Source organism: Rhodococcus sp. WB1, from assembly GCF_001700945.1.
GTDB lineage: Bacteria > Actinomycetota > Actinomycetes > Mycobacteriales > Mycobacteriaceae > Rhodococcus > Rhodococcus aetherivorans.
Genome location: NZ_CP015529.1, coordinates 5,200,185 through 5,224,519, shown reverse-complemented (window position 1 = coordinate 5,224,519; position 24,335 = coordinate 5,200,185). Strand labels below are relative to the sequence as shown.

The window sequence follows — 24,335 nt, the reverse complement described above, 5'->3', positions numbered from 1 at the left end:
GACCGACGTACCACCCAGCGTAGGGGGACGCCGGTGCGGCGCCGCGCCCAGGCGGTGAACCCGGGCCGGATACGGGCCATTGATCCCGAATCGGGCGGGCGGCGGACATCGGGCGGAGCCCGCAGCCGCCGATCCGGCTACTCTGACCGACTGTGGAACCCTTCTACCGGACCGTCATCGGCCTCGCCCGGACCGTCTTCGCCGCGCAGGGACTGAAGTTCACCGTCACCGGCGCCGAGAACATCCCCGCCGTCGGTGGCGCCGTGATCGCCATGAACCACGTCGGCTACATGGACTTCACCTACGCGGGCCTGCCCGCCCGCACCTCCAAGCGCTACATCCGGTTCATGGCGAAGAAGGAGGTCTTCGACCACAAGATCTCCGGTCCCCTGATGCGGGCCATGAAGCACATCCCCGTCGACCGGGCCGACGGCGCCGACTCCTACCGCGCGGCGGTGGCGGCGCTGCGTGCGGGCGAGCTGGTCGGGGTCTTCCCCGAGGCCACGATCAGCCGCAGCTTCGAGATCAAGGGCTTCAAGACGGGTGCCGCGCGGATGGCGCTGGAGGCGGACGTGCCGATCATCCCCGTGGTGATGTGGGGGTCCCAGCGGGTGTGGACGAAGGGGCACCCCAAGCGCCTCGGCCGCACGAAGACGCCGATCTCGATCGCCGTCGGCGAACCCATCGCGCCGAACGCGTCGGCGTCGGAGCTGACCGCGGAGCTGCACGAGACGATGGAGCGCATGCTGCGGGAACTGCAGGGCAGCTACGTCCACGAAGCCGGTGCGTACTGGGTGCCCGCCCGGCTCGGCGGCACCGCGCCCACGCTCGCGGAGGCCACGGCGCTCGACGACGCCGACACCGCCGCGCGCAAGGCCCGCCGGGCGCAGAAGGATGCCGGCACCGACCGGTGACGACGACAGTCGCGGTGAGGCCCGCGGCGCGGTGACGCCCGGGTCGTCCGGATGCGCCGTGTCGCGGCGGACCGGCACAATGGCGAAGTGAGCCGAGATCTGCCGAGCCTGGTTGCCACCGACGTCGACGGCACCCTCATCGACGACGAGGAGCGCGTCTCGGGCCGTACCCGCGCGGCGGTGCAGGCCGTGGTGTCCTCCGGGACGCCGTTCGTCCTGGCCACCGGCCGTCCGCCGCGATGGATTCCGCCGGTGATCGAGCAACTCGGTTTCGCGCCCATGGCGGTGTGCGCCAACGGCGCGGTGCTCTACGACAGCGCCGCCGACCGGGTCCTGAGCGCCGCCGTGCTCTCCGCGGACGAGCTGGCCTGGGTTGCCGACGTCGCCAACAGCGTGCTGCCCGGCTGCGGTCTGGCCGCCGAGCGGATCGGGGCGAGCGCCCACGACGCCGCGACGCCGCAGTTCGTCAGCGCCCCCGGCTACGAGCATGCGTGGCTGAATCCGGACAACACCGAGCTCGCCGACCACGAGGTGATCGCCGAGCCGGCGGTGAAGCTGCTGATCCGGATGGCGTCGGCGACGAGCCACGAGATGGCCGAAGCGCTGGCCCCGCAGCTCTGCGGCCTGGTGGACGTCACCTATTCCACGGACAACGGCCTGATCGAGATCTCCGCCTCGGGGGTGACGAAGGCGTCGGGCCTGCAGCTGATGGCCGAGCACCTGGGGGTGGCGGCCGACGGGATCGTCGCGTTCGGGGACATGCCCAACGACATCCCGATGTTGTCGATGGCGCGCCACGGGGTCGCGATGGAGAACGCGCACCCGGACACGAAGGCGGCCGCGGACGAGGTCACCGCCACCAACACCGAGGACGGGGTAGCCCGCATCCTCGAGCGTTGGTGGCGGTGACGGCCCCGGCGAGGGGACCGGCGGCCGGCTAGGGCCCCGGCGAGGGGACCGGCGGCCGGCTAGGGCACCGGCGAGGGGACCGGCGGCCGGCTAGGGCACCGGCGCCGGTGCCGGCGCTTCGGGGGCGGGTGCCGGTGCCGGGGCCTCGGGGGCGGGGGCCGGCGCGCCGGCGGGCTGCGGCGCCGCCTGTTCGTACGCGTCGTTGTAGGCGCGCAGCACCTTCGTCACCGCACCGGTGAGTTCGTTGAAGATCAGCGAGCCGAACTCGAAGTCCGAACGCCAGCCGTCCGGCACGCGGTACTCGTCGCTGGTCGGCAGGCCGAGCTCGCCCGCGTCGAGGCCGCTGCGCTGCCACGTCTTGTAGATCTCGCCGAGCACCGTCCACACGCCGCCGTTCGGCGAGGTGTAGATGGCGCCGTTGACGAACTCGGCGCGCTCGTAGCCCGCCTTGGCGGGCAGGATCCCGGACACGGCGGTCCCCAGGCGGCCGGTCTCGCCGCCCTCGGCGATCCACTTCTGCGCCAGCGGCGAGTTGTCGGTGAGCCGGATCAGCTCTCCGACCAGGTCCGCGACCTTCTCGGCCGAGCCGGTGTCGGGCAGGCGGTCCGCCGATCCGGTGGCCGGGGCCCCCGCGTCGACGTCGGGCAGCTGCGCGCGCGGACTGTCGGTGACGAGGTCGGACGAGTCGTCGCTCGGGGTGCTGGGCGTGGTGCTCTGTCCGGCCGCGGTGGCCGCCGCGATGTCACGGATCTCGTCCATCTTCGCGTAACCGGAGTCGCCGGGGCAGCTGGTGTTGCCGACGTCGCGGTGCGCGAAGATGATCGGCAGGTCCACGGCCGCGCCCTGCGGGTACGGGGTGAACGACGTGCCCTCCGAGTACATGGTGGTCTCGCCCTTGGGGTCGAGACCGGCCTTGGCGAGCCGCCAGCCGAGGAAGCGGCCCACCGCGTCGACCGTGGCCTTCGGCGGTTCGACGTTGGAGAAGTCGCCCATCATCGCGATGCCGACGGTGTTCTCGTTGAAGCCGCCGGCGTGCGCGCCCTGCACGGGCTTGTCCAGGCCGCCGGCGCGGCCCTCGAAGATCTGGCCGTAGCGGTCGACGAGCACGTTGTAGCCGACGTCGCACCAGCCCAGGGTCTGGGCGTGGTAGGCGTAGATGGCCCGCACGATCTCCGCCGATTCGGCCTTGGAGTAGTCGTTGCTGCCGGCGGTGTGGTGCACGGTGGCACCGCCGAGCTCGTCGTCGTAGGTGGCGTCCTGGCAGCGGATGGACTCGTCGGCGCCCCACTGCGCTCGGGTGATCACCTTCGGTCCGGACCCTCCGACCGGACCGGCGATGTCCTCGAGCGCGGCGTCGGCGCTGCTCGATCCCGGGTTGATGAGCACGGCGCTGACGTCGTCGGCGGCGGCCCGCGCGGGTTCCTGGGCGTGCAACGGCCGTGACGACGACGCCGGCGCATAGCCCAGCTCCGGCTGGGCCGGAGCGGGCGCCGGTGCAGGGGCGGGTGCGGTCGGCGGCGCGGCCGGGGCGGGAATCTCGGCGCCGGCGAGCGTCGGTTCGGGCGCCGGGCGCGGAGTGAGCAGCACCTGCACGGCCTTGGTGGCACCGACGTAGATCGGTTCGGTGCCGGCCCGCTCGTCGGGGGTCCGGTCGGAGCGGCTCGTGTCGATCGGTTCGGTGGCCGTCCACGGTCCCCAGCTGCCGTCGTCGCGCTGGGCCCGGATGCGTGCGTCGGTGTCGGCAACGTCCTTCGCGGCCAGCGCGATCATGCTGAACGGGGCGTCGCGGGTGAGCTGCTTGACGGTGGCGCCGATGCGATCGACGACGTCGGCGGCTGCGGGTGCGGGCGCCGGGGTGGTCGACGGGGCGGGCGCGGTGATCTCCGGCAGGCCCGCGGCGAGTTCCTTCAGGCTCAGGTCCGGCAGGTTCAGGCCGGTGAGTTCGTGGATCGGGATCACGATGTCGGGCACCGAGGCGAGGACGACCTCGGCGATCTCGGGCGGTACGACGATGGGGACGGACTCGTTGGTGGAGCGGACGTCCGATGTGGTGCTCGTGACGCCGTAGACGGCGAATGGGCTGGCGACGGCCAGGGCGGCGACGGCACCCAGGACGATCGACGGCTTCGGTCGGCGATGCGGCACGGTGCTTCTCCCTGTCGGTGTTCGCGGCGGTCCTCGGCCTCGTCCGGGCGGCGCTCGGCCGAGGCCGAGGAGCCGGCTCGAATCGAACCGAATCCTCCGTCATCCGGACGACCCGAAGTGCGGAACGGCCGAGAATCGTGTGCAACTTGTGATTCTGGTGTTACTGGCGTGGCTGTTGTTGCTTCATTCAGTCACTCTTGCCACACTAGTCGCAGACAACCTTAAGCCTCAACCTGAGCTTGAGGATCCGTCTCGAATGTCCGATACGCGCGGACCTGCGTCCGGGCGGCACACGGTGCGAGAACGAGGGAGTGCAGCGCATGCCACGAAAGTCCATCCGCCGGACCCATCGCCGGCGGCGTCTCGTCGTCGGGCGCCCCCTCCGCAACGGCTGGCGGCCCGCCACGGCCCGCGCCGCGGCGATCGGCCTCGCCCCCGCGCTGCTGGTCGGCGCCGCAATCGGCGGGGTGCTGCACGTGCACGCCGAACCCGACGTCGCCCAGGCCGTGGCCGCCGACACCCCCTTCACCTTCGTGGGCTTCGGTCACGGCCACGGTCGCGGCATGGGCCAGTGGGGCGCCTACGGCTACGCCACCGAGCACGGCTGGTCCGCCGACCGGATCCTCGGTCACTACTACGGCGGCACCACCCTCGGCGCCCTTCCCGAGAACACGATGATCGCGGTCCGGCTCGTCGGGCAGGACGACGCGCCCCTCGACGTGTACTCCGACACCGGGATGACCGTCGCCGGCCGGCAGACCGGGCCGGGCGAGGCCGCCCACCTGACGCCCACCGCGGACGGGGGAGCGGACGTCGTCGTCACCGCCGGTTGTTCCGGCGAGGTGCTGTGGCAGGGCCGCGCCGACCTGCCGTGGGTGGACCCCGTCGACATGGGCGAGGCCCGGCCCGTCGCCGAACACCTCAAGCTCTGCGGCAACAGCGCACCCTACCGCGGCTCCCTCGGTGTCGTCCTCGACGGCTCCGCGCCGCGCACCGTCAACCGGCTGTCGATGGAGGACTACCTGCTCAGTGTCGTCCCGGCCGAGTCGCTGCCCAGCTGGGCCGACACCGGCGGCGCCGAGGCGCTGCGCGCGCAGGCCATCGCCGCCCGCTCCTACGCCGCGGCGGAGAACCGCTCGCCGCTGTGGCAGACGTGCGACAGCCAGAACTGCCAGGTGTACGCAGGGTCAGCCAAGGAGGACCCGCGCACGAACGAGGCGGTGAACTCGACCCGCGGCACCGTCCTCATGAAGGACGGCAAGGTCGTCGCCAGCGAGTTCTCCGCTTCGACCGGCGGTTACTCCGCCGGCGGCGCCTTCCCGTCCGTCGAGGACCTCGGCGACGCCGTCGCCCCCAACCGGCAGTGGGCCCAGACGATGACCGCCGGCGAGATCGGCACGGCCTTCGGCGTCGGCGAACTGCAGGCCTTCGAGATCGTCGGCCGCAACAACCTCGGCGCCGACGGCGGCCGCGTCACCCACGTGCGCATCGTCGGTGCCGACCGCACGGTCGAGACCACCGGTGCCGAGGCGCGCGCCAAACTGGGCCTGCGCTCCGACTGGTTCACCGTCCAGGAGGGTGCCGACGCCACGGTTCCGCCGTCCACCCCCGCGCCCGAACCCGGCCCCGAGGTCGGCGACGAACCCTTCGAGACCGGGCAGGGCTCACCCATCGAGGAGAAGTACCTCGAGCTCGGCGGGCACGACGGCACCCTGGGCACCCCGGTCGGGCCGGAGCTCATGCTGCCCGACGAACGCGGCAAGTTCCGCGTCTTCACCGGCGGCATCATCGTCTGGACCCCCGACCTCGGCGCCCAGGTGATCGACGCGAGCATCATGCGCGAGTGGCTGCCGGGCACCGGCAGCGCCGAGTAGCGTCTCCTCCCCGGCTCACCGGCCGGCCAGCAGATCTGTGAGGGTGCGGCCGGTGAGTTCGACGATCCCCTCCTCGTGGCCGTTCGTCACGAGATTGACGATCAGTCGGTCGATGCCGTGCCGGAGCACCCGGTGATCGAACTCCTCGGCCACCTCCGCCGGTGTGCCCACGAAGTGCCGATCGGTGGCGGCCGCCGATTCGCGCTCCGTGAGCCGGCGGAGGTCGATTCCCCGGGCGAGCAGGAACTGCCGGTGCAGATCGCGGGCGCGATCGCCGTTCTCGTCGATCATCACGTAGCCGAGGTAACTGACGTCCAGGGACGCCGGGTCGCGGCCGAGCTCCGCGCATCGCGCCCGGACGGCCGCCAGCTTGCGCGGTATTTCGCGTGCGGCGCACAGGATATTGAGATGGTCGGCCCAACGAGCCGCGAAGGCGAACGTCCGTCGTTCGCCCCCGCCGCCGATCAGCACCGGCAGGTCGTTGCGCAGGCGGGGTTCGTTCCGGGCGTCCTCGGTGTGGTACCACCTGCCGTCCACCGAGGGGCGTTCGCCCCGCAGCATGGGCACGACGATCTCGAGCGATTCCCCCAGGCGTTCGAACCGCTCACGGAGCGAACCGAACTCGAAACCGTAGGCCCGGTGTTCGAACTCGTACCAGCCCGCCCCCAGCCCCAGCACGGCGCGGCCACCGCTGATCACATCGACCGTGGTGACCGTCTTGGCCAGCAGGGCCGGGTTGCGATACGTGTTGCCGGTGACCAACGCCGACAACCGGATCGACGTCGTCACCGCCGCGAGCGCCGCGAGCGTCGAGTACGCCTCGAGCATCGGTTCGTCGGGCGAACCGATCAGGGGCAGTGGATAGAAGTGGTCCATCACGAACACCGTGTCGAACCCGGATCTCTCGGCCGCGCGGGCCTGGGCGGCGACGGTGGGGAAGATGCCGGTGGCCGGTCCGGGATAGGTGAAGTTCGGGATCTGGTAACCGAGTCGGATGCTCACGGACCGCAACCGTAGCGCCTCCGAAGTGCCTGTGCGCCAACGAAAGGTGACGCGGATGCCGGCCGAACCGCGTCGGGGCCGGTCGCAGCGTGGTGGTGCCGACACCAGGATCGACACACCCTGGCTGGGGCGGCGACGCCGGTTCACGATGGTGCCGGACACCGTGTTCGGACACCGATGTGATCTGGGGGTAGACACATGGCAGCGGCCGTGGCACAGGGCAGTTTCACGCTGGACTCACCGAGCCGATACCTCGGTCCGGCCGAGGACAGGTTCTTCGGGGCCGGCTATCGCCGAGTCCGGCAGAACCTCCGCTTCGCCGGTCTCCTCGACCATCCGGCGACCGGGATCAGGGCGAATGCCGGCGTGGAATGCCCGTCGGACTGGTCGACGAAGGGTACGACGGCGCAGCGCCCGCACCTGAGCACGATCGACGTTCTGCTCGTCGCCACGCGGGCGGCCGGCGCGGTGATCGGGGCCGCGTACGGTCTCGACGAGGCCGATCTGGCGGCGGCGTGGGTGCGGTCGGTGGTGATCCGCGCGGCCGCCGCGCCCGTCGAGCACGACCTCGGAAACCTGGACGTGACAGCCGAACACGTCCGATCCGAGGTGGAGCCCGGTCGTGCCGAGCACGCCGGACGGAGTGCGTGCGTGGACGCGGTGCGGGTGCGGGTCGCCGGCTTCGCGGTCGAGCTGGAGGTCGTCCATCCCGGAGTGGGGACGCCCGCGTCGCGACTCGACCCGGCCGTGGCCGACCGTCTGCTCGCCCACGCGGCCGGACCCTACGCCGACGGGTACCGCACCCACGAGATGCGCACGCAGGACATCCGCGTGGACGGTACCGTCGCGCACGCCCGGTCGAGGCTCGTCGCCGGCCCCGGCGACGGCATACCCGGTGCCGGACTGGCCGCGCGGTACGAGCCGCACGTGACGCTCGTCGACGCATTCGTGGAGACCCTGCAGCTCGGCCAGATCCTGATGTACGAACTCGACGGGATCGACCGCGCCACGAGCAACACGCTGTGGATGCGCCGCACGGTTCTGCACACCACCGATCCGGCCGTGCAGACCGAGGCCGAGGTGCCCGTCACCGTGGCGCTGGAGGCGCTCCGCTCCCTCGCCCGTGGCGGCGCGCTGTGGCGCGCGTGCGACATCGTCTCCGAGCGGAACGGCACCGCCGTGCGCTGCTCGGTCGCGCACGAACTGCCGGCGCCCGCCGCCGGATCGGACCTGCGGTGACCACCGCAGCGGGCGACCGCGACCGGGGAACGCGCGCCGCCGTGATCGCGGGAATCGGCGGATACGTTCCCGGGGAGGCGATCCCCAATACGGCGCTCGAGCACCGCCTCGACACGAGCGACGAGTGGATCCGCCAGCGGACCGGAATCGGATTCCGGCACTTCGTGTCCGCCGGCACCGCCACGAGCGACCTCGCGGTGGCCGCGAGCCGGCGAGCCCTGGCGTCCGCGGGAGAACACGCGGTCGACATGGTGATCCTGGCGACGACCACCCCCGACCATCCCTGTCCCGCAACCGCACCCAGCGTCGCCAGCCGGCTGGGCCTCGGGCCGGTCCCGGCATTCGACGTCGCGGCCGTGTGCAGCGGCTTCCTCTACGCCCTGATGCTGGCGGAATCGACGATCCGTTCGGGCGGTGCCGAGCGGGTGCTCGTCGTCGGAGCCGACTCCTTCAGCACGATTCTCGATCCCGGGGACCGGAACACGGCGGTGATCTTCGGCGACGGAGCCGGCGCCATGGTGCTGCGGGCCGGACACCGCGACGAGGACGGTGCCGTACTCGCGACCCACCTGGGTTCCGACGGGGGACAGGCGGACTTGATCATGGTGCCCGGGGGCGGCTCCCGGGAACGAACCAGCGAATCCGCCTCGACCGGATGGAACCGCTACTTCACGATGCAGGGCAAGCGGGTGTTCGAGGCGGCCGTGGCGGCGATGTCGGAGTCCGCGGCCTCCGTCATGGGCCGGGTCGGCTGGACACCGGCGGCGGTGGATCGCCTCGTGGCGCATCAGGCCAACCTCCGGATCCTCCGATCGGTGTCCTACCGGCTCGGGCTGCCCGCGGAACGCGCCCTCGTGCACCTGGACCGGGTCGGCAACACGAGCGCGGCGTCGATTCCCCTCGCCCTCGCCGACGCCGCCCAGCGGATCGGGGCGGGAGAACGCATGATCCTCACCGCATTCGGCGGTGGAACCACCTGGGGCGCGGCCGCGGTGACGTGGCCGCACCTCATCTCTTCCCACTCTCACACAGGAGCGCAGGATGACTCTCTCGTATCGTGACATCGCGGCCGTCGTCGACGAGCACTTTCCCGAATTCTCCGGCCCCATCGACGAACACACCACCTTCGACGACCTCAGCTGCGACTCCCTGGTGCTCGTCGAGCTCGGGTCGATCCTGTCCGCCCGGTACGCGATCGACGTCGCGGAGGAGGACATGGTGGCGGCGCACACGTTCCAGGGCGTGGCGGACCTGGTCAACCGCCTGCGGGTGGACGACGTCGCGACGGCGTGACCGCACGATGCGCGTTCGTCGACGTGGACGAGACGCTCGTCGCGCAGGTGACGCTGTTCTCGCTACTGCTGTTCGACGGCGCCGAGCGTGGCGTCGGCGGGCAGGCGCGGGCGCACCTCGCCGGACTGCGGTCGCTGAGGGCGCGCGGGGTGCCGCGAGCGGTGACCAACCGGGCGTACTACACGTGGTGGCAGGGTCGTTCGCTCGCCGAGGTCGCGGCCGCGGGCCGACGGTGGTTCGCGCGACAACTGTCCGAGGGCGGGTTCTTCCACGAAGCTGTGCTCGCGGACCTCGCCGCGCGGACCTCGGACGGTTTCGCAATCGTTCTCGTCTCCGGGTCCTTCGCGCCGGCCCTGGATCCCATCGCCGAACACATCGGTGCGGCGGCCGTGCTGTGCACCGACCTGGATTCGTCCGCGGGGCGATACACCGGCGTCGTGCGCGCCACGATGCTGGGCCCGGACAAGGCGCGCGCCGTGGCGGCGTATGCCCGTGCCCACGGAACGGATCTCGGCCGCTCGATCGCGTACGGGGACCACGTCTCGGATGCGCCGATGCTCGATCTGGCGGGGGAACGCGTCGTGGTGGGGGAGGGGATGCCCGGTTATCCCGCGACGCGTTCGATCCGCACCGGCGTGTCCGAACCGGTGGACCGATAGCCGGATTCGGGAATCTGTAGAACGAGGGCCCGGCTCGGATCGGACCCGAGTGGGAACGAGACGGTGCGGAAGTCGATGCGTCCGAACTCCTCGTGGCGGAAGGCGAGGAGTTCGGGCGGTTCCGCGCACACGGAGCGTTCGTCCCACAGCGCGGCGAACACCTCGCTCTCCCGGCAGAGCCGGCGCGCGGTCTCGGCGAACACGGGATCGTCGACGTAGCGCGCCACCTGGAGACGGTACCGGCCGACGAGACTGCGCGCCGTGGCCTCCGGATCGCAGTACCGCTGTGCGCGACCGTCTTCCGTGAAGAACCGGACCAGGCAATTGGTGCCCGCCCGGACGTCGAGCAGGTCCCGGGCCGGGATGTTGGCCACGTCCACGCACCAGTGCCGGTTGACGATGTAGGCCGGCTCGCGGAAACCGTCGACGATGTACTGGAGCAGATCGTCGCGAACTGTGCTGCGCTGCTGCGTGTTCGGAGACCGGTCGGGCACACCCGCGAGCAGCCGCAGGTGGATCCGCTCCGCGTCGTCGAGGCTCAATGCGCGCGAGATCGCGTCGAGCACCTGGGATGAGACGTTGATGGGCCGGCCCTGCTCGAGCCAGGTGTACCAGGAGAGCCCGACGTTCGCCAGCGCCGCGACCTCCTCACGGCGAAGACCGGGCGTGCGCCGCCGGCCCGAGGCGACGAGGCCCACATCCGAGGGCGACAGCCGGGCCCGGTGTCGACGGAGGAAGATGCTCAGCTCGGTTCTGCGATTTTCCTTCGACGTCGCGTTCACAGGCGTGAATCCAATCGACGACGGTGCGGCAGGTCAATGCCGCCCGCCGTCGCGGGCGTCGACTGCGTTCGAAATCACAGGGAGTCGGTGCGGCGGACCACGTCACCCGGTGTTGCGGGTCGCGCGGTCGTACTCCTCGCGATGCACCAGGATGTCGGCGATGTTCGACTCCGCCCAGTCCTTGATCTCGGCGACGATCGGGACCAGGGACTCGCCGAGGGGCGTGAGGCGGTAGTCCACCCGCGGCGGGACCGACGGCGTCACCGTCCGCTCCACGACACCGTCACGCTCGAGGGTCCGCAGCGTGGTGGTGAGCATCTTCTGGCTCACGCCGGCGATCGTGCGGCGCAGTTCGCTGTGCCGCCGCGGGCCGTCCGTCAGGGCCGACAGGATCAGCGTCGCCCATTTGTTGCTCAAGGTCTCCAGCACCTGACGTGCCGGGCATCCGGCCAGGTAGATGCTGTACCGGGCCTTCTCCCGCTCGCGTCGTTCACCGGCGGTCGTCGTCATCGAATTCCCCCGTAACCGTTCCCCGCACCCGCGCCCCGCCGCAGCCCGGGAACCTCGAGGTGCCCGAGGCACTCGAAAGTGCCGTCTTGAGCTGCCGCGGCACGCGGATGATGCTGTCCCCTGCAGCCTAGCTGCGTGTGCGGGTGGCGGCCTGCTCGTCGGCACCCGCGGCCTGCGACGACATCTTCCGAGAGGATCCCGATGACCAAGCTCCTGCATGTGAACGCCTCTGCCCGTGGCGAACACAGCCAGTCCCTCGCCATCGCACGGGCCTTCGTCGAGGCGCTGGCGGATCGCCGGCCCGACCTCGAGGTCGACACCCTCGACCTGTTCTCCGCGGACCTGCCGGAGTTCGGCACGGTCGCCGCCGACGCCAAGATGGCCGTCTTCGGCGGTCAGGAACAGACCGCCGAGCAGAAGGCGGCGTGGGACGCGGCCCGGGCCGTGTTCGACCGGTTCGCGGCGGCCGACGTGTACGTGTTCAACGTGCCGATGTGGAACGCGGGTGTGCCGTACGTCCTCAAGCAGTGGATCGACATCGTCACGCAGCCCGGCTGGGCGTTCGGCTTCGACCCCGCCACCGGATACGAGGGGCTGCTGACCGGCAAGCGGGCTCTCGCCGTCTACACCAGCGGGGTCTACGCGCCGGGCGTGCCGCTCGAGTTCGGCGCGGACTTCGCCACCACCTTCTTCGACGACTGGCTGCGCTTCGTCGGCATCACCGACACCGAGGTCGTCCGGTTCGCCCCGACCGTTCTGACCGGCGCCCCCGACGAGGACCTGGCCGGCCACGTGGCGCACGCACAGAAGCTCGCGGCCAACTTCTGACCACCGCGAACACCGCGACGGAAAGGCACGCGCAATGCGCTTGGGAATCTCGGGAACCTATTCCTCCGGAAAGACACTGACCTCGATCGCGTTGTCCGAGTACACGGGCATCCCCCGTACCCGGGCGAAGACGATGCGGGAGATCCTCCCCGAGGCCGCCCCCGGCAAGACGCTCGAGGAATGCACGTCCGCGGAGCTGCTGCAGATGATCGTCGTCCGGCACGTCGATCGGGCGATCCACGAACGGAACCTGTGGGACGGGTTCATCTCCGACGGTTCGTCGCTGCAGGAGTGGATCTACGGCTCCGTTCGGGTCACCTACGGCATCAATCCGAACGAGTCGGTGGGCCTGGGCGAAGGGGTACCCGTGCCGCGCACGCCCGAACTGGCCTACTTCGAGGACGTCGTCGCCGAACTGGGCAAGGCGTTCAAGCGGCACGTGAAGGCGACGTTCGACGCCTTCGTGCACCTGCCCAACGAGCTGCCGCTCAGCGCGGACGGGCATCGTCCGGTCAACGAGCACTTCCGTGCCCGGGCCGACCGCATGCTCGAGGAGATCATGGCGGAACTGGCGATTCCGTTCCACGTGGTGGGCGGCGACCTGCCGGCCCGGTTGGAGCGGATCACCGAGCTCTTCGGCTTCACCCCGGTGCTGCCGGTCGACGTCGCCGTTGCCCGGGCGCTCGACGAGTACGCCGCCCTCGACACCCGGATCGAGACCGCACGGGCGGGAGTCTGACGGTGCCGGACATGCTCGCGGCGGTGTACGAGCGCCTCGGCGCGGCCCGGGACGTGCTCGACGTTCGCCGGATGCCGCGACCGGAGCCCGGGCCGGGGGAGGTGCGGGTCCGCCTCCGGCTGTCCGGGGTCAACCCGTCCGATTGGCGGGCCCGGCTGCACGGCCGGGGGACGCCGCTGCAGTGGCAGATCCCGCACTCGGACGGCGTCGGAGTGGTCGACGCAGTGGGGCCGGGTGCCGATCCCGGCCGCATCGGTTCCCGGGTGTGGGTGTGGAACGCCGCGTGGCGGCGCCGGCACGGCACCGCAGCCCAGTGGACGTGTGTCCCCGATCGGCAGGCGGTGAACCTGCCCGAGCACGTCGGGGACGAGCTCGCCGCCGGGCTCGGCATCCCGTTCATGACCGCATGGCACGCCCTGTTCGCGGACGGTCCGCTCGACGGTGCGACCGTGCTGGTGGCGGGCGGGGCCGGCGCGGTGGGGAACGCGGCCGTGCAGCTGGCGAGCCGGGCCGGTGCCACGGTGCTGGCCACGGCGAGCACGGACGAGAAGGCACGGCTCGCGCGCGCGGCGGGGGCGTCCGTGGTGGTCGACTACCGCAGCTCCGAGGCCGCCGCGGCGCTGCGGGCCGCCGCGCCGGACGGCGTCGGGCGCATTCTGGAACTCGCCCTGGGACGCAACCTCGACCTCGACCTCGAGGTGCTCGCCGACCACGGCACCGTCGTCGTGTACGCCCCCGAACCCGAACCGCCGCCGATTCCCGTGCAGCGGTTGATGGCCCGGAACCTCCGAACCCATTTCATGCTCGTCTACACCATCGGTCCGCGAGCCCAGGAGGACGCGGTGCGCGGCATCACGGCGGCACTCGAGGACGGCGCGCTCACCCCGTTGCCGACGGTGTGGTTCCCCCTGCACGAGGTGGCGGCGGCGCACGAGGCGGTCGAGGGTGGGGTGCTCGGGAAGGTCGTGCTGGGGCTGCCCGAATGACGGAGCCGGATCTCGCCTCGCCCCGGGACCGGTCGTCCGGCGAGGGGGATGCCGTGGCGGCGTTCCTCCCGGTCGTCGTACTGCTCGGACTCCTCGCGGTGCTCGTGCTGTCCCAGCTCTACGCCGTGATCCCCGTGTTCGGTGTCCTCGCCGACGACCTGGGCCTCGACGCGCAGCGGGTCACCGTGACCCACACCGCGTTCGGCATCGCCTATGCGGTGGGGTTCCTCGCCTGGGGCGCCGTCGTCGACCGCATCGGACCGCGGCGGACCCTGCTGACGGGTCTGGGGGCGCTCGTCCCGGCCACCGTGCTGGTCGCTACCGCCCGGGACGCGACGTGGATGATCGCCGCGCGGGTGCTGCAGGGCGCGGTGGCCGCGGCGTTCGCGCCTGCCGCCTTCGCGTACGTCGGCACCCGGATCGCGGTGGCTCGCCGGGCGACGGCACTGTCGGTGCTCACCGGGTCCTTCCTCGCGTCCGTCGTCCTCGGGCAGATCGCCGCGCAGGCCGTGTCCGCGCTCGCCGGATGGCGGTGGTTCTTCGGGATCGGTGCTGTCCTGTTCGCCGTGGCGACGGTGGCGGTGCTCGCCGCGGTCGACGACGAACCACCGCCGCGACCCGGCCCGCAGCCGGTGACGGCGGCCGTCGCGCTGCTCGGATCGGCACGCACCGTCGCCGTGCTGGCGGTCACCGCCACGGTGCTGGCCGGTTTCGTGGCGCTCCACACCGGCGTCCAACGCTTCGCCGTGGTGGGGGATCCCGACGAGCTGCTGGTCTTCCGGGCGTCGGCGCTGCCGGCGATCGTCGCGGCACCGCTGCTGTCGGGTCTGCTCGGCCGGATCCGGACCGGGCACCGCATCGTCGTCTTCCTCCTCGTGGCGGCGGCCTGCGCGACGGTGGCGCAGGACGCGCCGGTGGCCGCCTTCGCCGCGATCACGTTCTGCGTGGCGGTGATCGCCCCCGCTCTGATCGCCCTCGTGCTCGACCGTTCGGGCCCGCACCGTGGTGCCGGGACGGCGCTCTACACCTGCGCGCTGTTCGTCGGCGCGGGGCTGGGGCCGCAGATCGCCGCAACGGCCTCGTCGTTCTCCGCGACCGCCCTCGCCGCCGCCGGCGTGTGGACGGGTGGGGCTGCGCTGGCGGCGATCTCGTCCGGCCGGCCTACCGCGCGGTTCCGGCCGGGTGCCCGGGGTCGCCGAGGACCGCGAGCATCCTGTCCACCGACGTCGCCCACCCGAACTGCTCGGCGCGACGTCGCGCCGAGCGGCGCAGGAAAAGGTCGGGGGCGCTCAGCAATTCGTCGATCGCGTCGGCGAAGGCCGCGTCGCGGTCGGCGGACAGTACCCCGCACTGGGGGGTGAGGATCTCGGTGAGCGCCGACGACCGCGACGCCACCACCGGGGTGCCGGCGGCCAGCGATTCGAGCGCCGACAGGCAGAACGTCTCGTGCGGTCCCGGGGCCAGCGAGACGTCGGCGGTGGCGAACAGCGCGGCCAGCCGATCGGGGTCGCCGATGAATCCGGTGAACGTCACCGGGAGCCCTTTCGCCTTGTGCTCCAGGGCGTGACGTCGCGGCCCGTCGCCGGCGACGACCAGGTGGACGTCGTGCCCGCGCCGGTGCAGCAGGCGCGCCGCGTCGATGCTGCGCTCCGCCTTCTTCTCGACGGACAGCCGGCCGCAGTGCAGCAGCAGCCGGGACGAGTCCGGTACGAGCCGCTCGCGCAGGCGGCGGTCGTGGCGGGCGGGGTGGAAGCGGTCCAGGTCCACGCCGAGCGGCACCCGCACCAGATTCGGCGTGCCGATGCGGGTGAACTCCGTGCTCGCGAATTCCGTCGTGCACACCACCGTGTCGTAGTCGGTGGCCATCCGCCGGTTGGCCAGGTCGGCGGCCCGCCGGGCGACCGGCGCCGGCAGCACCTGGCCGAGGAGGCGGTCGAGCCGCTCGTGGGAGACGACGACGCTGCGCACGTCGCGCCGGCGCGCCCACCGGCCGAATCCGCGCAGCGTCAGCCGGTCCGACACCTCCACCGCGTCGGGCCGCAGGCCGCGCAGCACGTCCGCGACGCGCCGCGGGTCGGCCACCCGGTACCCGCCGGTCCACGGGACGACCGGTGCCGGCACGGTGATCCGCAGGACCCCGTTGCCGAGCAGTTCCTCGCCGCGACGGGGTCCGGGCACGATCAGCGTGACGTCGTGTCCCCGAGCGGTGTACCCGCCGCCCCACTGGTGCAGCGCGGTGCGCAGGCCGCCCGACCGGGGGCCGTAGAAGTTGGCGAGCTGAACGATGCGCACCGTTCTCATTGAGCCGGGACGCGGCGACGGGTGCGGCAACGACGCCGGGCGCCGCGGTGAACGCGCGTCGAATCTCTCCGTCAGTCGGCCGTCGCGGGGGGCACGCGGCCGGTCCACACGGCCTGGGCGCCGGACTCGCCGACCCGGACGGTCTGCACCGTCGCGCCCACCGCGGCGACGACGGCCAGCACCGCCGCGACGACGGTCAGGGCTCGTCGCCCGCCGCCGTCGCCGCGGCCGCGCAGCATGTGCGCCCCCGCGAGCAGCGCCGTCGCGGCGAACAACAGCGCGACGACGAGGGTCATGGTCTCGCCGAGTTCCTCGTGGGCCTCGATCAGCGGGGTGTCGCCCAGGGCGCCGGCGAGCTGCTCGCCGGTCTCGGCGGTGAGCGGCGTCAGCACCAGCGCCGCGGCCGCCAGCACCACGACCGGCCACAGGAGGTGCCGGCGCGCGGCCGGCCACAGCGCGCACAGGATCAGCCCCGTCGACACCAGAGGCACCAGCACGACGACCGCGTGCACGAGCAGCGGGTGAGCGGGCAGTCCGCCGATCAGCGTCATACCGTTTCTCCTTCCGGCCGGAGCGTCCAGGGAAACCGTAGGCGCCGATCCGGACGAACGGGATCCGAACGGGCTTGACGTTGACGCGACGTCAAGACGCATCCTGGGCGTACCCGACGAGAGAGGCCCGCGATGAAAGGCGAATGGTCCATCCAGGAACTGGCCCGCGCGGCCGGCGTCACCAGCCGCACCCTGCGGCACTACGGCGACGTGGGCGTGCTCGAGCCCAGCCGCACCGGCCCGGGCGGCATGCGGTTCTACGACGCCGACGCCCTGGTCCGGCTGCAGCGCATCCTGCTGCTGCGCGACCTCGGCCTGGGACTGCCGGCCGTCGCCGAGGTGCTCGACGGCCATCGCGACGCCACTGCGGCGCTGCGCGTGCATCTGGAACTGCTCGAGCACGAGCAGCGGCGGCTGGCCCGGCAGATCGAGTCGGTGCGCACCACCATCCGCAGAACCGAGAGAGGAGAGGAACTGATGGCGAACGAAGTGTTCGACGGATTCGACCACACGCAGTACCGCGACGAGGTGATCGAACGCTGGGGCCAGGACGCCTACGACAGTAGTGACCGCTGGTGGCGTGGCATGAGCGAGGCCGAGCGCGACGACTGGAAGTCCGTCGCCGCCCGCCTGGGCGCGGACTGGACGGCCGCCGCGGCCGCCGGTCTCGATCCGGCCGGCCCGGAGGGGCAGGACCTGGCCCGTCGCCACGTCGCGTGGCTCGGCAGCATCCCCGGTACCCCGGGCCACGGGGAGGAGCCGAACCGGGAGTACGTCCTGGGGCTGGCAGAGATGTACGTCGCGGACGAGCGCTTCGCCGCGAACTACGGCGGCCCGGCGGGTGCGGAATTCGTCCGGTCCGCCCTGCGGGCCCACCTGGCCTGACCCGTGCGCGTTTCCGGTCGCTCCCGCTACCGGAAACGCGCACGGCCCCGCGGGTCGCCTACCCTGGTCTTCCGTGACTGCTGCACCCTCGCCCCAGCCTGCCACCCGTGAGTACGACCTGATCGTCGTCGGCTCCGGGTTCTTCGGACTGACGATCGCCGAGCGTGCCGCCACGCAACTCGGCAAACGCGTTCTCGTCGTCGAGCGCCGCCACCACCTCGGCGGCAACGCCTACTCGGAGCCCGAGCCCGAGACGGGCATCGAGATCCACAAGTACGGCGCCCACCTGTTCCACACCTCCAACAAGCGGGTGTGGGACTACGTGAACCAGTTCACCGATTTCACGAACTACCAGCACCGCGTGTTCGCGATGCACAAGGGCCAGGCCTACCAGTTCCCGATGGGTCTCGGGCTGGTGTCCCAGTTCTTCGGCCGGTACTTCAGCCCCGAGGAGGCGCGTGCCCTGATCAAGGAGCAGGCCGCCGAGATCGACACCGCGGAGGCGCAGAACCTCGAGGAGAAGGCCATCTCCCTGATCGGCCGGCCGCTCTACGAGGCGTTCGTGCGCGACTACACCGCCAAGCAGTGGCAGACCGACCCGAAGGAACTGCCCGCCGGCAACATCACCCGCCTGCCGGTCCGCTACACCTTCGACAACCGGTACTTCAACGACACCTACGAGGGCCTGCCCGTCGACGGCTACACCGCGTGGCTCGAGAACATGGCGAAGGACGAGAAGATCGAGGTGCGGCTCGACACCGACTGGTTCGAGGTGCGCGACGAGATCCGCGCCGCGAGCCCCGGCGCCCCCGTCGTCTACACCGGGCCGCTCGACCGCTACTTCGACTACGCCGAGGGCCGCCTCGGCTGGCGCACCCTCGACTTCGAGACCGAGGTGCTGCCCACCGGCGACTTCCAGGGAACCCCGGTGATGAACTACAACGACGCCGACGTGCCCTACACCCGCATCCACGAGTTCCGGCACTTCCACCCCGAGCGGGACGGCTACCCCACGGACAAGACGGTGATCATGCGCGAGTACTCGCGCTTCGCCGGCAACGACGACGAGCCGTACTACCCGATCAACACCCCGGAGGACCGGGCCACGCTCTCGGCCTACCGGGAGCGGGCCAAGCGGGAGGCCGCGGAGAACAAGGTGCTGTTCGGCGGCCGGCTCGGCACCTACCAGTACCTCGACATGCACATGGCCATCGCGAGCGCGCTGAGCATGTTCGACAACGCCCTCCTCCCGTACTTCGAGTCGGGCACGCCGCTGGCGGGGGACGCCTCGTGAGCGCCCGGCACCAGCTGGCCGAGCCCGTCGCGCCGGAATCCGAGCTGCTCGGCAGGGCACTGCTGCAGCGGGTGATCCTGCCGCGCCCGGGTGAACCGCTCGACGTGCGCACCCTCTACCTGGAGGAATCGCCGACCAACGCACGGCGCGCGCACGCCGTCGGCCGGACGTCGCTGAACATCGGCGCCGAGTCCGAAGTGTCGATGTGCACCTACTTCAACGCCTTCCCGGCGAGCTACTGGCGACGGTGGAGCACGCTCACCTCCGTGGTGCTGCGGCTCGAGCTCACCGGCCACGGCCGGGCCGACGTGTACCGCTCGAAGGCCGACGCGAGCCGCATCCACGTCGAGGGCCGCGAGTTCTCCGGCGGCGCCCCCGCCGGGGACGACGCCGCGACGGTCGAGTTCGAGATCGATCTCGGCCCGTTCGAGGACGGTGGCTGGATCTGGTTCGACATCACCACCGACTCGGACGTCACGCTGCGCTCGGCGGGCTGGTACGCGCCGGTCGAGGCACCCGGCGAGGCGTCCGTCGCCGTGGGCATCCCCACCTTCAACCGCCCCACGGACTGCGTGAAGGCCCTCGTCGCCCTCGCCTCCGATCCGCTGGTCCTCGACGTCGTGGACGCCGTGATCATCCCGGACCAGGGCACCCGGAAGGTTCGCGACGAGCCCGGTTTCACCGCGGCGGCGGCCGCGCTCGGCGACCGGCTCGCCATCCACGACCAGGGCAACCTCGGCGGTTCGGGCGGCTACAGCCGCATCATGTACGAGGCGCTGAAGACCACCGACTGCCCGTACATCCTGTTCATGGACGACGACATCGAGCTGGAACCGGACTCGGTCCTGCGCGCGCTGGCGCTGTCCCGGTTCGCCAAGAGCCCGATGCTCGTGGGCGGCCAGATGCTCAACCTGCAGGAACGCAGCCACCTGCACACGATGGGCGAGGTGATCAACCGCGCCGACTTCATGTGGACGGCCGCGCCGAACGTCGAGTACGACCACGACTTCTCCACCAAGCCGCTGCGCGACCGCGAGCAGTCTCGTCTGCTGCACCGGCGCATCGACGTCGACTACAACGGCTGGTGGATGTGCATGATCCCGCGGCAGGTGGCCGAGGAGATCGGTCAGCCGCTGCCGCTGTTCATCAAGTGGGACGACGCCGAGTACGGGCTGCGGGCCCGCGCCGCCGGCTACCCGACCGTCACCATGCCGGGCGTCGCGATCTGGCACATGGCGTGGAGCGACAAGGACGACGCCATCGACTGGCAGGCGTACTTCCACCTGCGCAACCGCCTCGTCGTGGCGGCCCTGCACATGCCGGGCGACGGACGCGGCCTGGTGCTCGACACCGTCAAGGCCACGCTCAAGCACCTGCTGTGCCTCGAGTACTCGACGGTGGCGATCCAGAACAAGGCGATCGAGGACTTCCTCGCCGGCCCGGACCGCCTGTTCGAACTGCTGCCCACCGCGCTCGGGGAGGTGCACGCGCTGCGCAAGCGGTTCTCCGACGCCGTGGTGCTGCCGTCGTCGACCGAGCTGCCGTTGCCGTCCGGCGCCGAGGTCGGGGCGGTCGGCGAGCCGCGCGGGGCGGTGCGCAAGATGGTGCGGCTCGCCAAGGGCCTGGTGCACAACGTGCGGCCGGCGCATCCGGAACACCACGAGCGTCCGCAGCTGAACGTGCCGACCCTCGACGCCCGCTGGTTCCTGCTGTCGCAGGTGGACGGTGTGACGGTGACCACCGCGGACGGGCGCGGCGTCGTCTACCGTAAGCGCGACCCTCGGCAGGCACAGGCTCTGCTGTCCGAGGCCGTGCGGCTGCGCCGCGAGTTGGCACGCAGGTTCCCCGAGTTGAAGAACGAGTACCAGGCCGCGGTTCCCGCCCTGACGAGCAAGGAGGAGTGGGAGCGTGTCTTCGAGTCGTGAATGGCCGACCACCGAGGCGGAGATCCAGGTGCTGCAGGCCGTGCAGGCCACGGTCGGCTCCCGGCCGGGAGCGATCGCCGCGGCCCGTGGGCTGTCGCACTTCGGTGAGCACGCCCTCGGCTGGGCGGTGATCGGCGGCGTCGGCGCACTGGTCGACCGCCCGCGCCGGCGGCGGTGGGCCGGGGTCGCGGTCGGCGCCGTGGGCGCCCACGCCGCGTCCATCGTGGTCAAGCGGGTCGTGCGGCGTCCCCGGCCCGTGGACCCGACCATCCGGGTCAACGTGTCGACCCCGAGCCGGCTCAGCTTCCCGTCCTCGCACGCCACCTCGACGACGGCCGCTGCCGTGCTGCTCGGTCGGCTGACCGGGCTACCCTTACCGGCGGTGTTGGTCCCGCCGATGTTGCTGTCCCGCCTCGTGCTCGGCGTCCACTATCCGACGGACGTGCTGGCGGGCGCCGCGCTCGGCGCCGCGTCCGCCGCGGCCGTCGTGCGGGCCGAGAAGAAGTTTGGAGAGAGATGAGCGAGGAACCGGTAGCCGTCGCGGCGCCTCCGAAGAATCTGGCCGAGGGCATCGTCAAGGCGGTTCGCCCCCGGCAGTGGGTGAAGAACGTGCTGGTGCTGGCCGCGCCCCTCGCGGCCGGCTCGGCGACCGAGCTGGACGTCCTGATCCCGGTCGCCCTGGCCTTCGTGGTGTTCTGCATGGCCGCGTCGGGCATCTACCTGGTCAACGACGCGATGGACGTCGAGGCCGACCGCGCCCATCCCACGAAGCGGTTCCGCCCGATCGCCGCCGGCGTGCTGCCGGTGAACCTGGCCTACGGCATGGCGGTGGTGCTGCTCGTCGGCTCGATCGGCCTGTCGTTCCTGGCGAACTGGCAGCTCGCGGTGGTGATGGCGGTGTACATCACCGTCCAGCTGGCCTACTGCTTCGGGCTCAAGCACCAGCCGGTGCTGGACATCGCCATCGTCTCCTCCGGGTTTCTCATCCGGGCGATCGCCGGTGGCGTGGCCGCGGAGATCCTGCTGTCGCAGTGGTTCCTGCTGATCATGGCCTTCGGCTCGCTGTTCATGGCGGCCGGCAAGCGGTACGCGGAGCTGCGGCTCGCGGAGCGGACCGGCGCGAAGATCCGCAAGTCGCTCGAGTACTACACGGGCACCTACCTGCGGTTCGTGTGGACGCTGTCGGCGACGGCGGTCGTCATCTGTTACGGCCTGTGGGCGTTCGAGCGCGACCAGGCCAACGACACCAACTGGTTCGCGATCTCGATGATTCCGTTCGTGATCGCGATCCTGCGGTACGCGGTCGACGTGGACGGCGGGGAGGCCGGCGAACCGGAGGAGATCGCCCTGAAGGACCGGGTGCTGCAACTCCTCGCGCTGGCCTGGATCGGGGCGGTCGGCGGTGCTGTCTACCTCTTCTGACCTCGACGAGGATCTCGGCGCCCCGGCCCGCCGGCCCCGGCCGGCGGGCCGGGGCGGCATGCGGCCGTGGGTGCCGACCGCGGTGTTCTCCGGCGGAGTCGCGCTGACGGCCCTGCTGATGTTCTGGGGCGCGTGGGAGCGTCGCTGGATCGCCGACGACGGCCTGATCGTGCTGCGCACCGTGCGCAACCTGCTGGCCGGGAACGGCCCGGTGTTCAACGCCGGCGACCGGGTCGAGGCGAACACGTCGACCCTGTGGACGTATCTCGTGTACGCGGCGGGCCGGCTCAGCGGGGTGCGGCTCGAGTACGTGGTGCTTGCCACGGCGCTCGTGCTGTCGACCGCGGCGGTGGTGCTGGCGATGCTCGGCACGGGCCGGCTGTACCGGGGGCGGCTGCGGGGCAGTGGTGCCACGTTCCTGCTGGTGCCCGCCGGCATGTTCGTCTACATCGCGGTGCCCCCGGCCCGGGACTTCGCCACCTCCGGCCTCGAGAGCGGGCTGGTGATCTGCTGGATCGCCCTGCTGTGGCTGCTGCTCGTGCGGTGGGCGACGGTGCCGGGGTTGCCGTCGACCCCGTCGGTGCTGGCGACGGCGTTCGTCGCCGGTCTCGGGCCGCTCGTGCGCCCCGAACTGGCGCTTCTCGCTCTTCCGGCCCTGCTCATGCTGTTCCTCGCGGCCGGACTCACGTGGCGGGTGCGGGTCGCCGTGGTGGCGGTGGCCGGTGCCGTGCCGGTGGGCTATCAGATCTGGCGGATGGGCTACTACGGTCTGCCCTATCCGAACACGGCGGTGGCCAAGGACGCGGGCGGGGCGAAGTGGGCGCAGGGCTTCGAGTACCTCGGGAACCTGGTGAGCCCGTACCTGCTGTGGCTGCCGCTGCTGCTCCTGCTGCTCGGTGCCGCGCTCGCGTGGCGGTACCGGGGACCCCGCGAACAGGACGCGCCGAAACGTGAATTCCGTCACAGGGACGGGTCCTTTCCGGCGCGCGCACAGCGCGCGCTGCGCACCCCCGCGGCCGTGGTCGTCTTCATGCTCGGCGCCGCATTGTTGCTCACGCTGTACGCCCTTCGCGTCGGCGGCGATTTCATGCACGGCCGGGTGTTGCTGCCGCCGTTGTTCTGTCTGCTCATTCCCGTCGCCGTGATTCCGTTGCGGGTTCCGCAGCGGGCCGAGATCGGCCGCACTCGCGCGACGGCCGTCGCGGGGGCGGCGGGGGTGCTGTGGCTCGGTGTGGTGGTGTGGTCGGCGATCGCTGCGAACACCACCGGCATGCCCGAGGGTGCGGTGGTGGGCCGCTCCGGGATCGTCGACGAGCGGGCGTTCTACGCCCTCAACACGGGCCACCTGCATCCCGTCCGGGCCGAGGACTACCTCGACTACCCGCGCATGCGGGCGATGGTCGAGGCGATCTCCAACACCCCCGACGGCGGGCTGCTGCTGCCGACACCGTCGTTCGACGCATGGGACGTCGTGCCGCCGCCGGGGCCGGTGCCGCCGGGCGGAGCCGGCCACACGGTCTACTTCCTCAACCTCGGCATGACCAGCATGAACGTCGGGCTCGACGTGCAGGTGCTCGACCAGATGGGGCTGGCGTACCCGCTGGCGGCGCACACCGAGCGGCTCGAGGACGGGCGCATCGGGCACGACAAGCTGCTCTACCCCGACTGGGTCGTCGCCGACACGGGAATGGTGGACGTGCACCCGTGGCTGCCGGCCTATCTGGACGAGGACTGGGTGGCGCAGGCGCAGGTGGCGCTGACGTGCCCGCAGACGCAGGAACTGCTCGCGTCCTCCCGCGCGGAACTGACGTGGCCACTGTTCAAGCGGAATTTCCGCAACGCGTTCGACTATGCGGACTACCGCTTCGACCGGGTGCCGAAATACGAGATCCAGCGCTGCGGCCTCGCGCTTCCGCCCCCGCGCGACGGGGGCTGACGCGGTCGTCCGGCCCGCGAATTACATCGATGTCGTTTTCGCCCCGGTGGGCCCGTGCGGTCCGCCGGGCGTATCTCGGTATGATCACAGTCGATAACGGATGTGTAACGCATCGGGGGTGCAGGCCGATATCGAAGCCGA

At 71.5% G+C, this 24,335-nt stretch carries 22 protein-coding genes and 1 pseudogene; 17 read left to right on the top strand and 6 right to left on the bottom strand.

The annotated features are described in order from the left end of the window. Window positions 1-152: 152 nt before the first annotated feature. Both A4U64_RS23400 and A4U64_RS23395 read left to right on the top strand, forming a co-directional pair. Window positions 153-914 (top strand): lysophospholipid acyltransferase family protein, encoded by a 762-nt coding sequence (locus A4U64_RS23400; protein WP_006944520.1) that lies wholly within the window; start codon window positions 153-155, stop codon window positions 912-914. Between the two features lie 87 nt (window positions 915-1,001). Further along, complete coding sequence (locus tag A4U64_RS23395) at window positions 1,002-1,823, top strand: Cof-type HAD-IIB family hydrolase (RefSeq protein WP_065923571.1); 822 nt, start codon at window positions 1,002-1,004, stop codon at window positions 1,821-1,823. Between the two features lie 90 nt (window positions 1,824-1,913). On the opposite strand, the gene A4U64_RS23390 is transcribed toward A4U64_RS23395, so the two are convergent. Continuing rightward, window positions 1,914-3,968: an N-acetylmuramoyl-L-alanine amidase gene (locus A4U64_RS23390; protein WP_065923200.1), complete on the bottom strand. Its 2,055-nt coding sequence runs from the start codon at window positions 3,966-3,968 to the stop codon at window positions 1,914-1,916. Between the two features lie 320 nt (window positions 3,969-4,288). On the opposite strand from A4U64_RS23390, the gene A4U64_RS23385 reads away from it, so the two are divergent. Next, window positions 4,289-5,842, top strand: coding sequence for a SpoIID/LytB domain-containing protein (locus A4U64_RS23385; protein ID WP_043801815.1), 1,554 nt, complete (start codon window positions 4,289-4,291; stop codon window positions 5,840-5,842). Window positions 5,843-5,857: 15 nt separating this feature from the next. On the opposite strand, the gene A4U64_RS23380 is transcribed toward A4U64_RS23385, so the two are convergent. After that, a complete protein-coding gene (locus tag A4U64_RS23380; RefSeq protein ID WP_029547015.1) occupies window positions 5,858-6,844 on the bottom strand; it encodes an LLM class F420-dependent oxidoreductase in 987 nt (328 codons plus the stop codon). A 198-nt stretch (window positions 6,845-7,042) separates the two neighbouring features. On the opposite strand from A4U64_RS23380, the gene A4U64_RS23375 reads away from it, so the two are divergent. From A4U64_RS23375 to A4U64_RS23360, 4 genes are read left to right on the top strand one after another with little or no spacing between them, the layout of a single operon-like run. Continuing rightward, the gene (locus A4U64_RS23375; RefSeq protein ID WP_051359233.1) at window positions 7,043-8,083 is read left to right on the top strand and encodes an AvrD family protein; all 1,041 of its coding nucleotides are present in this window, start codon (window positions 7,043-7,045) and stop codon (window positions 8,081-8,083) included. Then, window positions 8,080-9,144 (top strand): beta-ketoacyl-ACP synthase III, encoded by a 1,065-nt coding sequence (locus A4U64_RS23370; RefSeq protein ID WP_065923199.1) that lies wholly within the window; start codon window positions 8,080-8,082, stop codon window positions 9,142-9,144. The genes A4U64_RS23375 and A4U64_RS23370 overlap by 4 nt, the downstream gene beginning before the upstream one ends. Next, entirely contained in the window at window positions 9,125-9,376 is a 252-nt protein-coding gene (locus tag A4U64_RS23365; protein ID WP_006937172.1) for an acyl carrier protein, read from the top strand. Before A4U64_RS23370 ends, A4U64_RS23365 begins: the two co-directional genes overlap by 20 nt. Next, the gene (locus A4U64_RS23360) at window positions 9,373-10,035 is read left to right on the top strand and encodes an HAD-IB family hydrolase (protein ID WP_065923198.1); all 663 of its coding nucleotides are present in this window, start codon (window positions 9,373-9,375) and stop codon (window positions 10,033-10,035) included. Before A4U64_RS23365 ends, A4U64_RS23360 begins: the two co-directional genes overlap by 4 nt. Here the strand turns inward: A4U64_RS23360 and A4U64_RS23355 are convergent. Together A4U64_RS23355 and A4U64_RS23350 are read right to left on the bottom strand one after the other, a co-directional pair. Next, window positions 9,981-10,817, bottom strand: coding sequence for a helix-turn-helix transcriptional regulator (locus A4U64_RS23355; protein WP_029547020.1), 837 nt, complete (start codon window positions 10,815-10,817; stop codon window positions 9,981-9,983). The genes A4U64_RS23360 and A4U64_RS23355 overlap by 55 nt on opposite strands. A 102-nt stretch (window positions 10,818-10,919) precedes the next feature. Beyond that, complete coding sequence (locus A4U64_RS23350; RefSeq protein WP_006937168.1) at window positions 10,920-11,327, bottom strand: winged helix-turn-helix transcriptional regulator; 408 nt, start codon at window positions 11,325-11,327, stop codon at window positions 10,920-10,922. Window positions 11,328-11,528: 201 nt separating this feature from the next. Between A4U64_RS23350 and A4U64_RS23345 the strand changes: the two genes are divergently transcribed. The 4 genes and pseudogenes from A4U64_RS23345 to A4U64_RS28925 all read left to right on the top strand — a co-directional run. Next, entirely contained in the window at window positions 11,529-12,155 is a 627-nt protein-coding gene (locus tag A4U64_RS23345) for an FMN-dependent NADH-azoreductase (protein WP_006937166.1), read from the top strand. Between the two features lie 34 nt (window positions 12,156-12,189). Continuing rightward, window positions 12,190-12,894, top strand: coding sequence for an AAA family ATPase (locus tag A4U64_RS23340; RefSeq protein ID WP_065923197.1), 705 nt, complete (start codon window positions 12,190-12,192; stop codon window positions 12,892-12,894). Window positions 12,895-12,905: 11 nt separating this feature from the next. Then, complete coding sequence (locus A4U64_RS23335) at window positions 12,906-13,880, top strand: NADPH:quinone reductase (RefSeq protein ID WP_065923570.1); 975 nt, start codon at window positions 12,906-12,908, stop codon at window positions 13,878-13,880. After that, a pseudogene (locus tag A4U64_RS28925) lies at window positions 13,877-14,881 on the top strand (MFS transporter); the annotation flags it as partial. The gene A4U64_RS23335 and the pseudogene A4U64_RS28925, both read left to right, overlap by 4 nt. Window positions 14,882-15,041: 160 nt before the next feature. Here A4U64_RS28925 and A4U64_RS23330 read toward each other — a convergent pair. Continuing rightward, window positions 15,042-16,172: a glycosyltransferase gene (locus A4U64_RS23330; RefSeq protein ID WP_065923569.1), complete on the bottom strand. Its 1,131-nt coding sequence runs from the start codon at window positions 16,170-16,172 to the stop codon at window positions 15,042-15,044. Between the two features lie 80 nt (window positions 16,173-16,252). Continuing rightward, the gene (locus tag A4U64_RS23325; RefSeq protein ID WP_065923196.1) at window positions 16,253-16,732 is read right to left on the bottom strand and encodes a DUF2231 domain-containing protein; all 480 of its coding nucleotides are present in this window, start codon (window positions 16,730-16,732) and stop codon (window positions 16,253-16,255) included. Window positions 16,733-16,864: 132 nt separating this feature from the next. Between A4U64_RS23325 and A4U64_RS23320 the strand changes: the two genes are divergently transcribed. The 6 genes from A4U64_RS23320 (at window position 16,865) to zomB (ending at window position 24,194) form a co-directional block, all read left to right on the top strand. Further along, window positions 16,865-17,617 (top strand): MerR family transcriptional regulator, encoded by a 753-nt coding sequence (locus A4U64_RS23320; protein WP_006937156.1) that lies wholly within the window; start codon window positions 16,865-16,867, stop codon window positions 17,615-17,617. Between the two features lie 73 nt (window positions 17,618-17,690). Further along, complete coding sequence (glf, locus tag A4U64_RS23315; RefSeq protein WP_006937155.1) at window positions 17,691-18,911, top strand: UDP-galactopyranose mutase; 1,221 nt, start codon at window positions 17,691-17,693, stop codon at window positions 18,909-18,911. Next, window positions 18,908-20,836, top strand: coding sequence for a glycosyltransferase (locus tag A4U64_RS23310; protein WP_065923195.1), 1,929 nt, complete (start codon window positions 18,908-18,910; stop codon window positions 20,834-20,836). The genes glf and A4U64_RS23310 overlap by 4 nt, the downstream gene beginning before the upstream one ends. Then, window positions 20,820-21,356, top strand: coding sequence for a phosphatase PAP2 family protein (locus A4U64_RS23305; RefSeq protein WP_006937153.1), 537 nt, complete (start codon window positions 20,820-20,822; stop codon window positions 21,354-21,356). The genes A4U64_RS23310 and A4U64_RS23305 overlap by 17 nt, the downstream gene beginning before the upstream one ends. Continuing rightward, window positions 21,353-22,258 (top strand): decaprenyl-phosphate phosphoribosyltransferase, encoded by a 906-nt coding sequence (locus tag A4U64_RS23300; protein ID WP_006937150.1) that lies wholly within the window; start codon window positions 21,353-21,355, stop codon window positions 22,256-22,258. Before A4U64_RS23305 ends, A4U64_RS23300 begins: the two co-directional genes overlap by 4 nt. Window positions 22,259-22,316: 58 nt before the next feature. After that, a complete protein-coding gene (gene zomB / locus A4U64_RS23295) occupies window positions 22,317-24,194 on the top strand; it encodes a flagellar motor control protein ZomB (RefSeq protein WP_044476001.1) in 1,878 nt (625 codons plus the stop codon). Window positions 24,195-24,335: the final 141 nt, after the last annotated feature.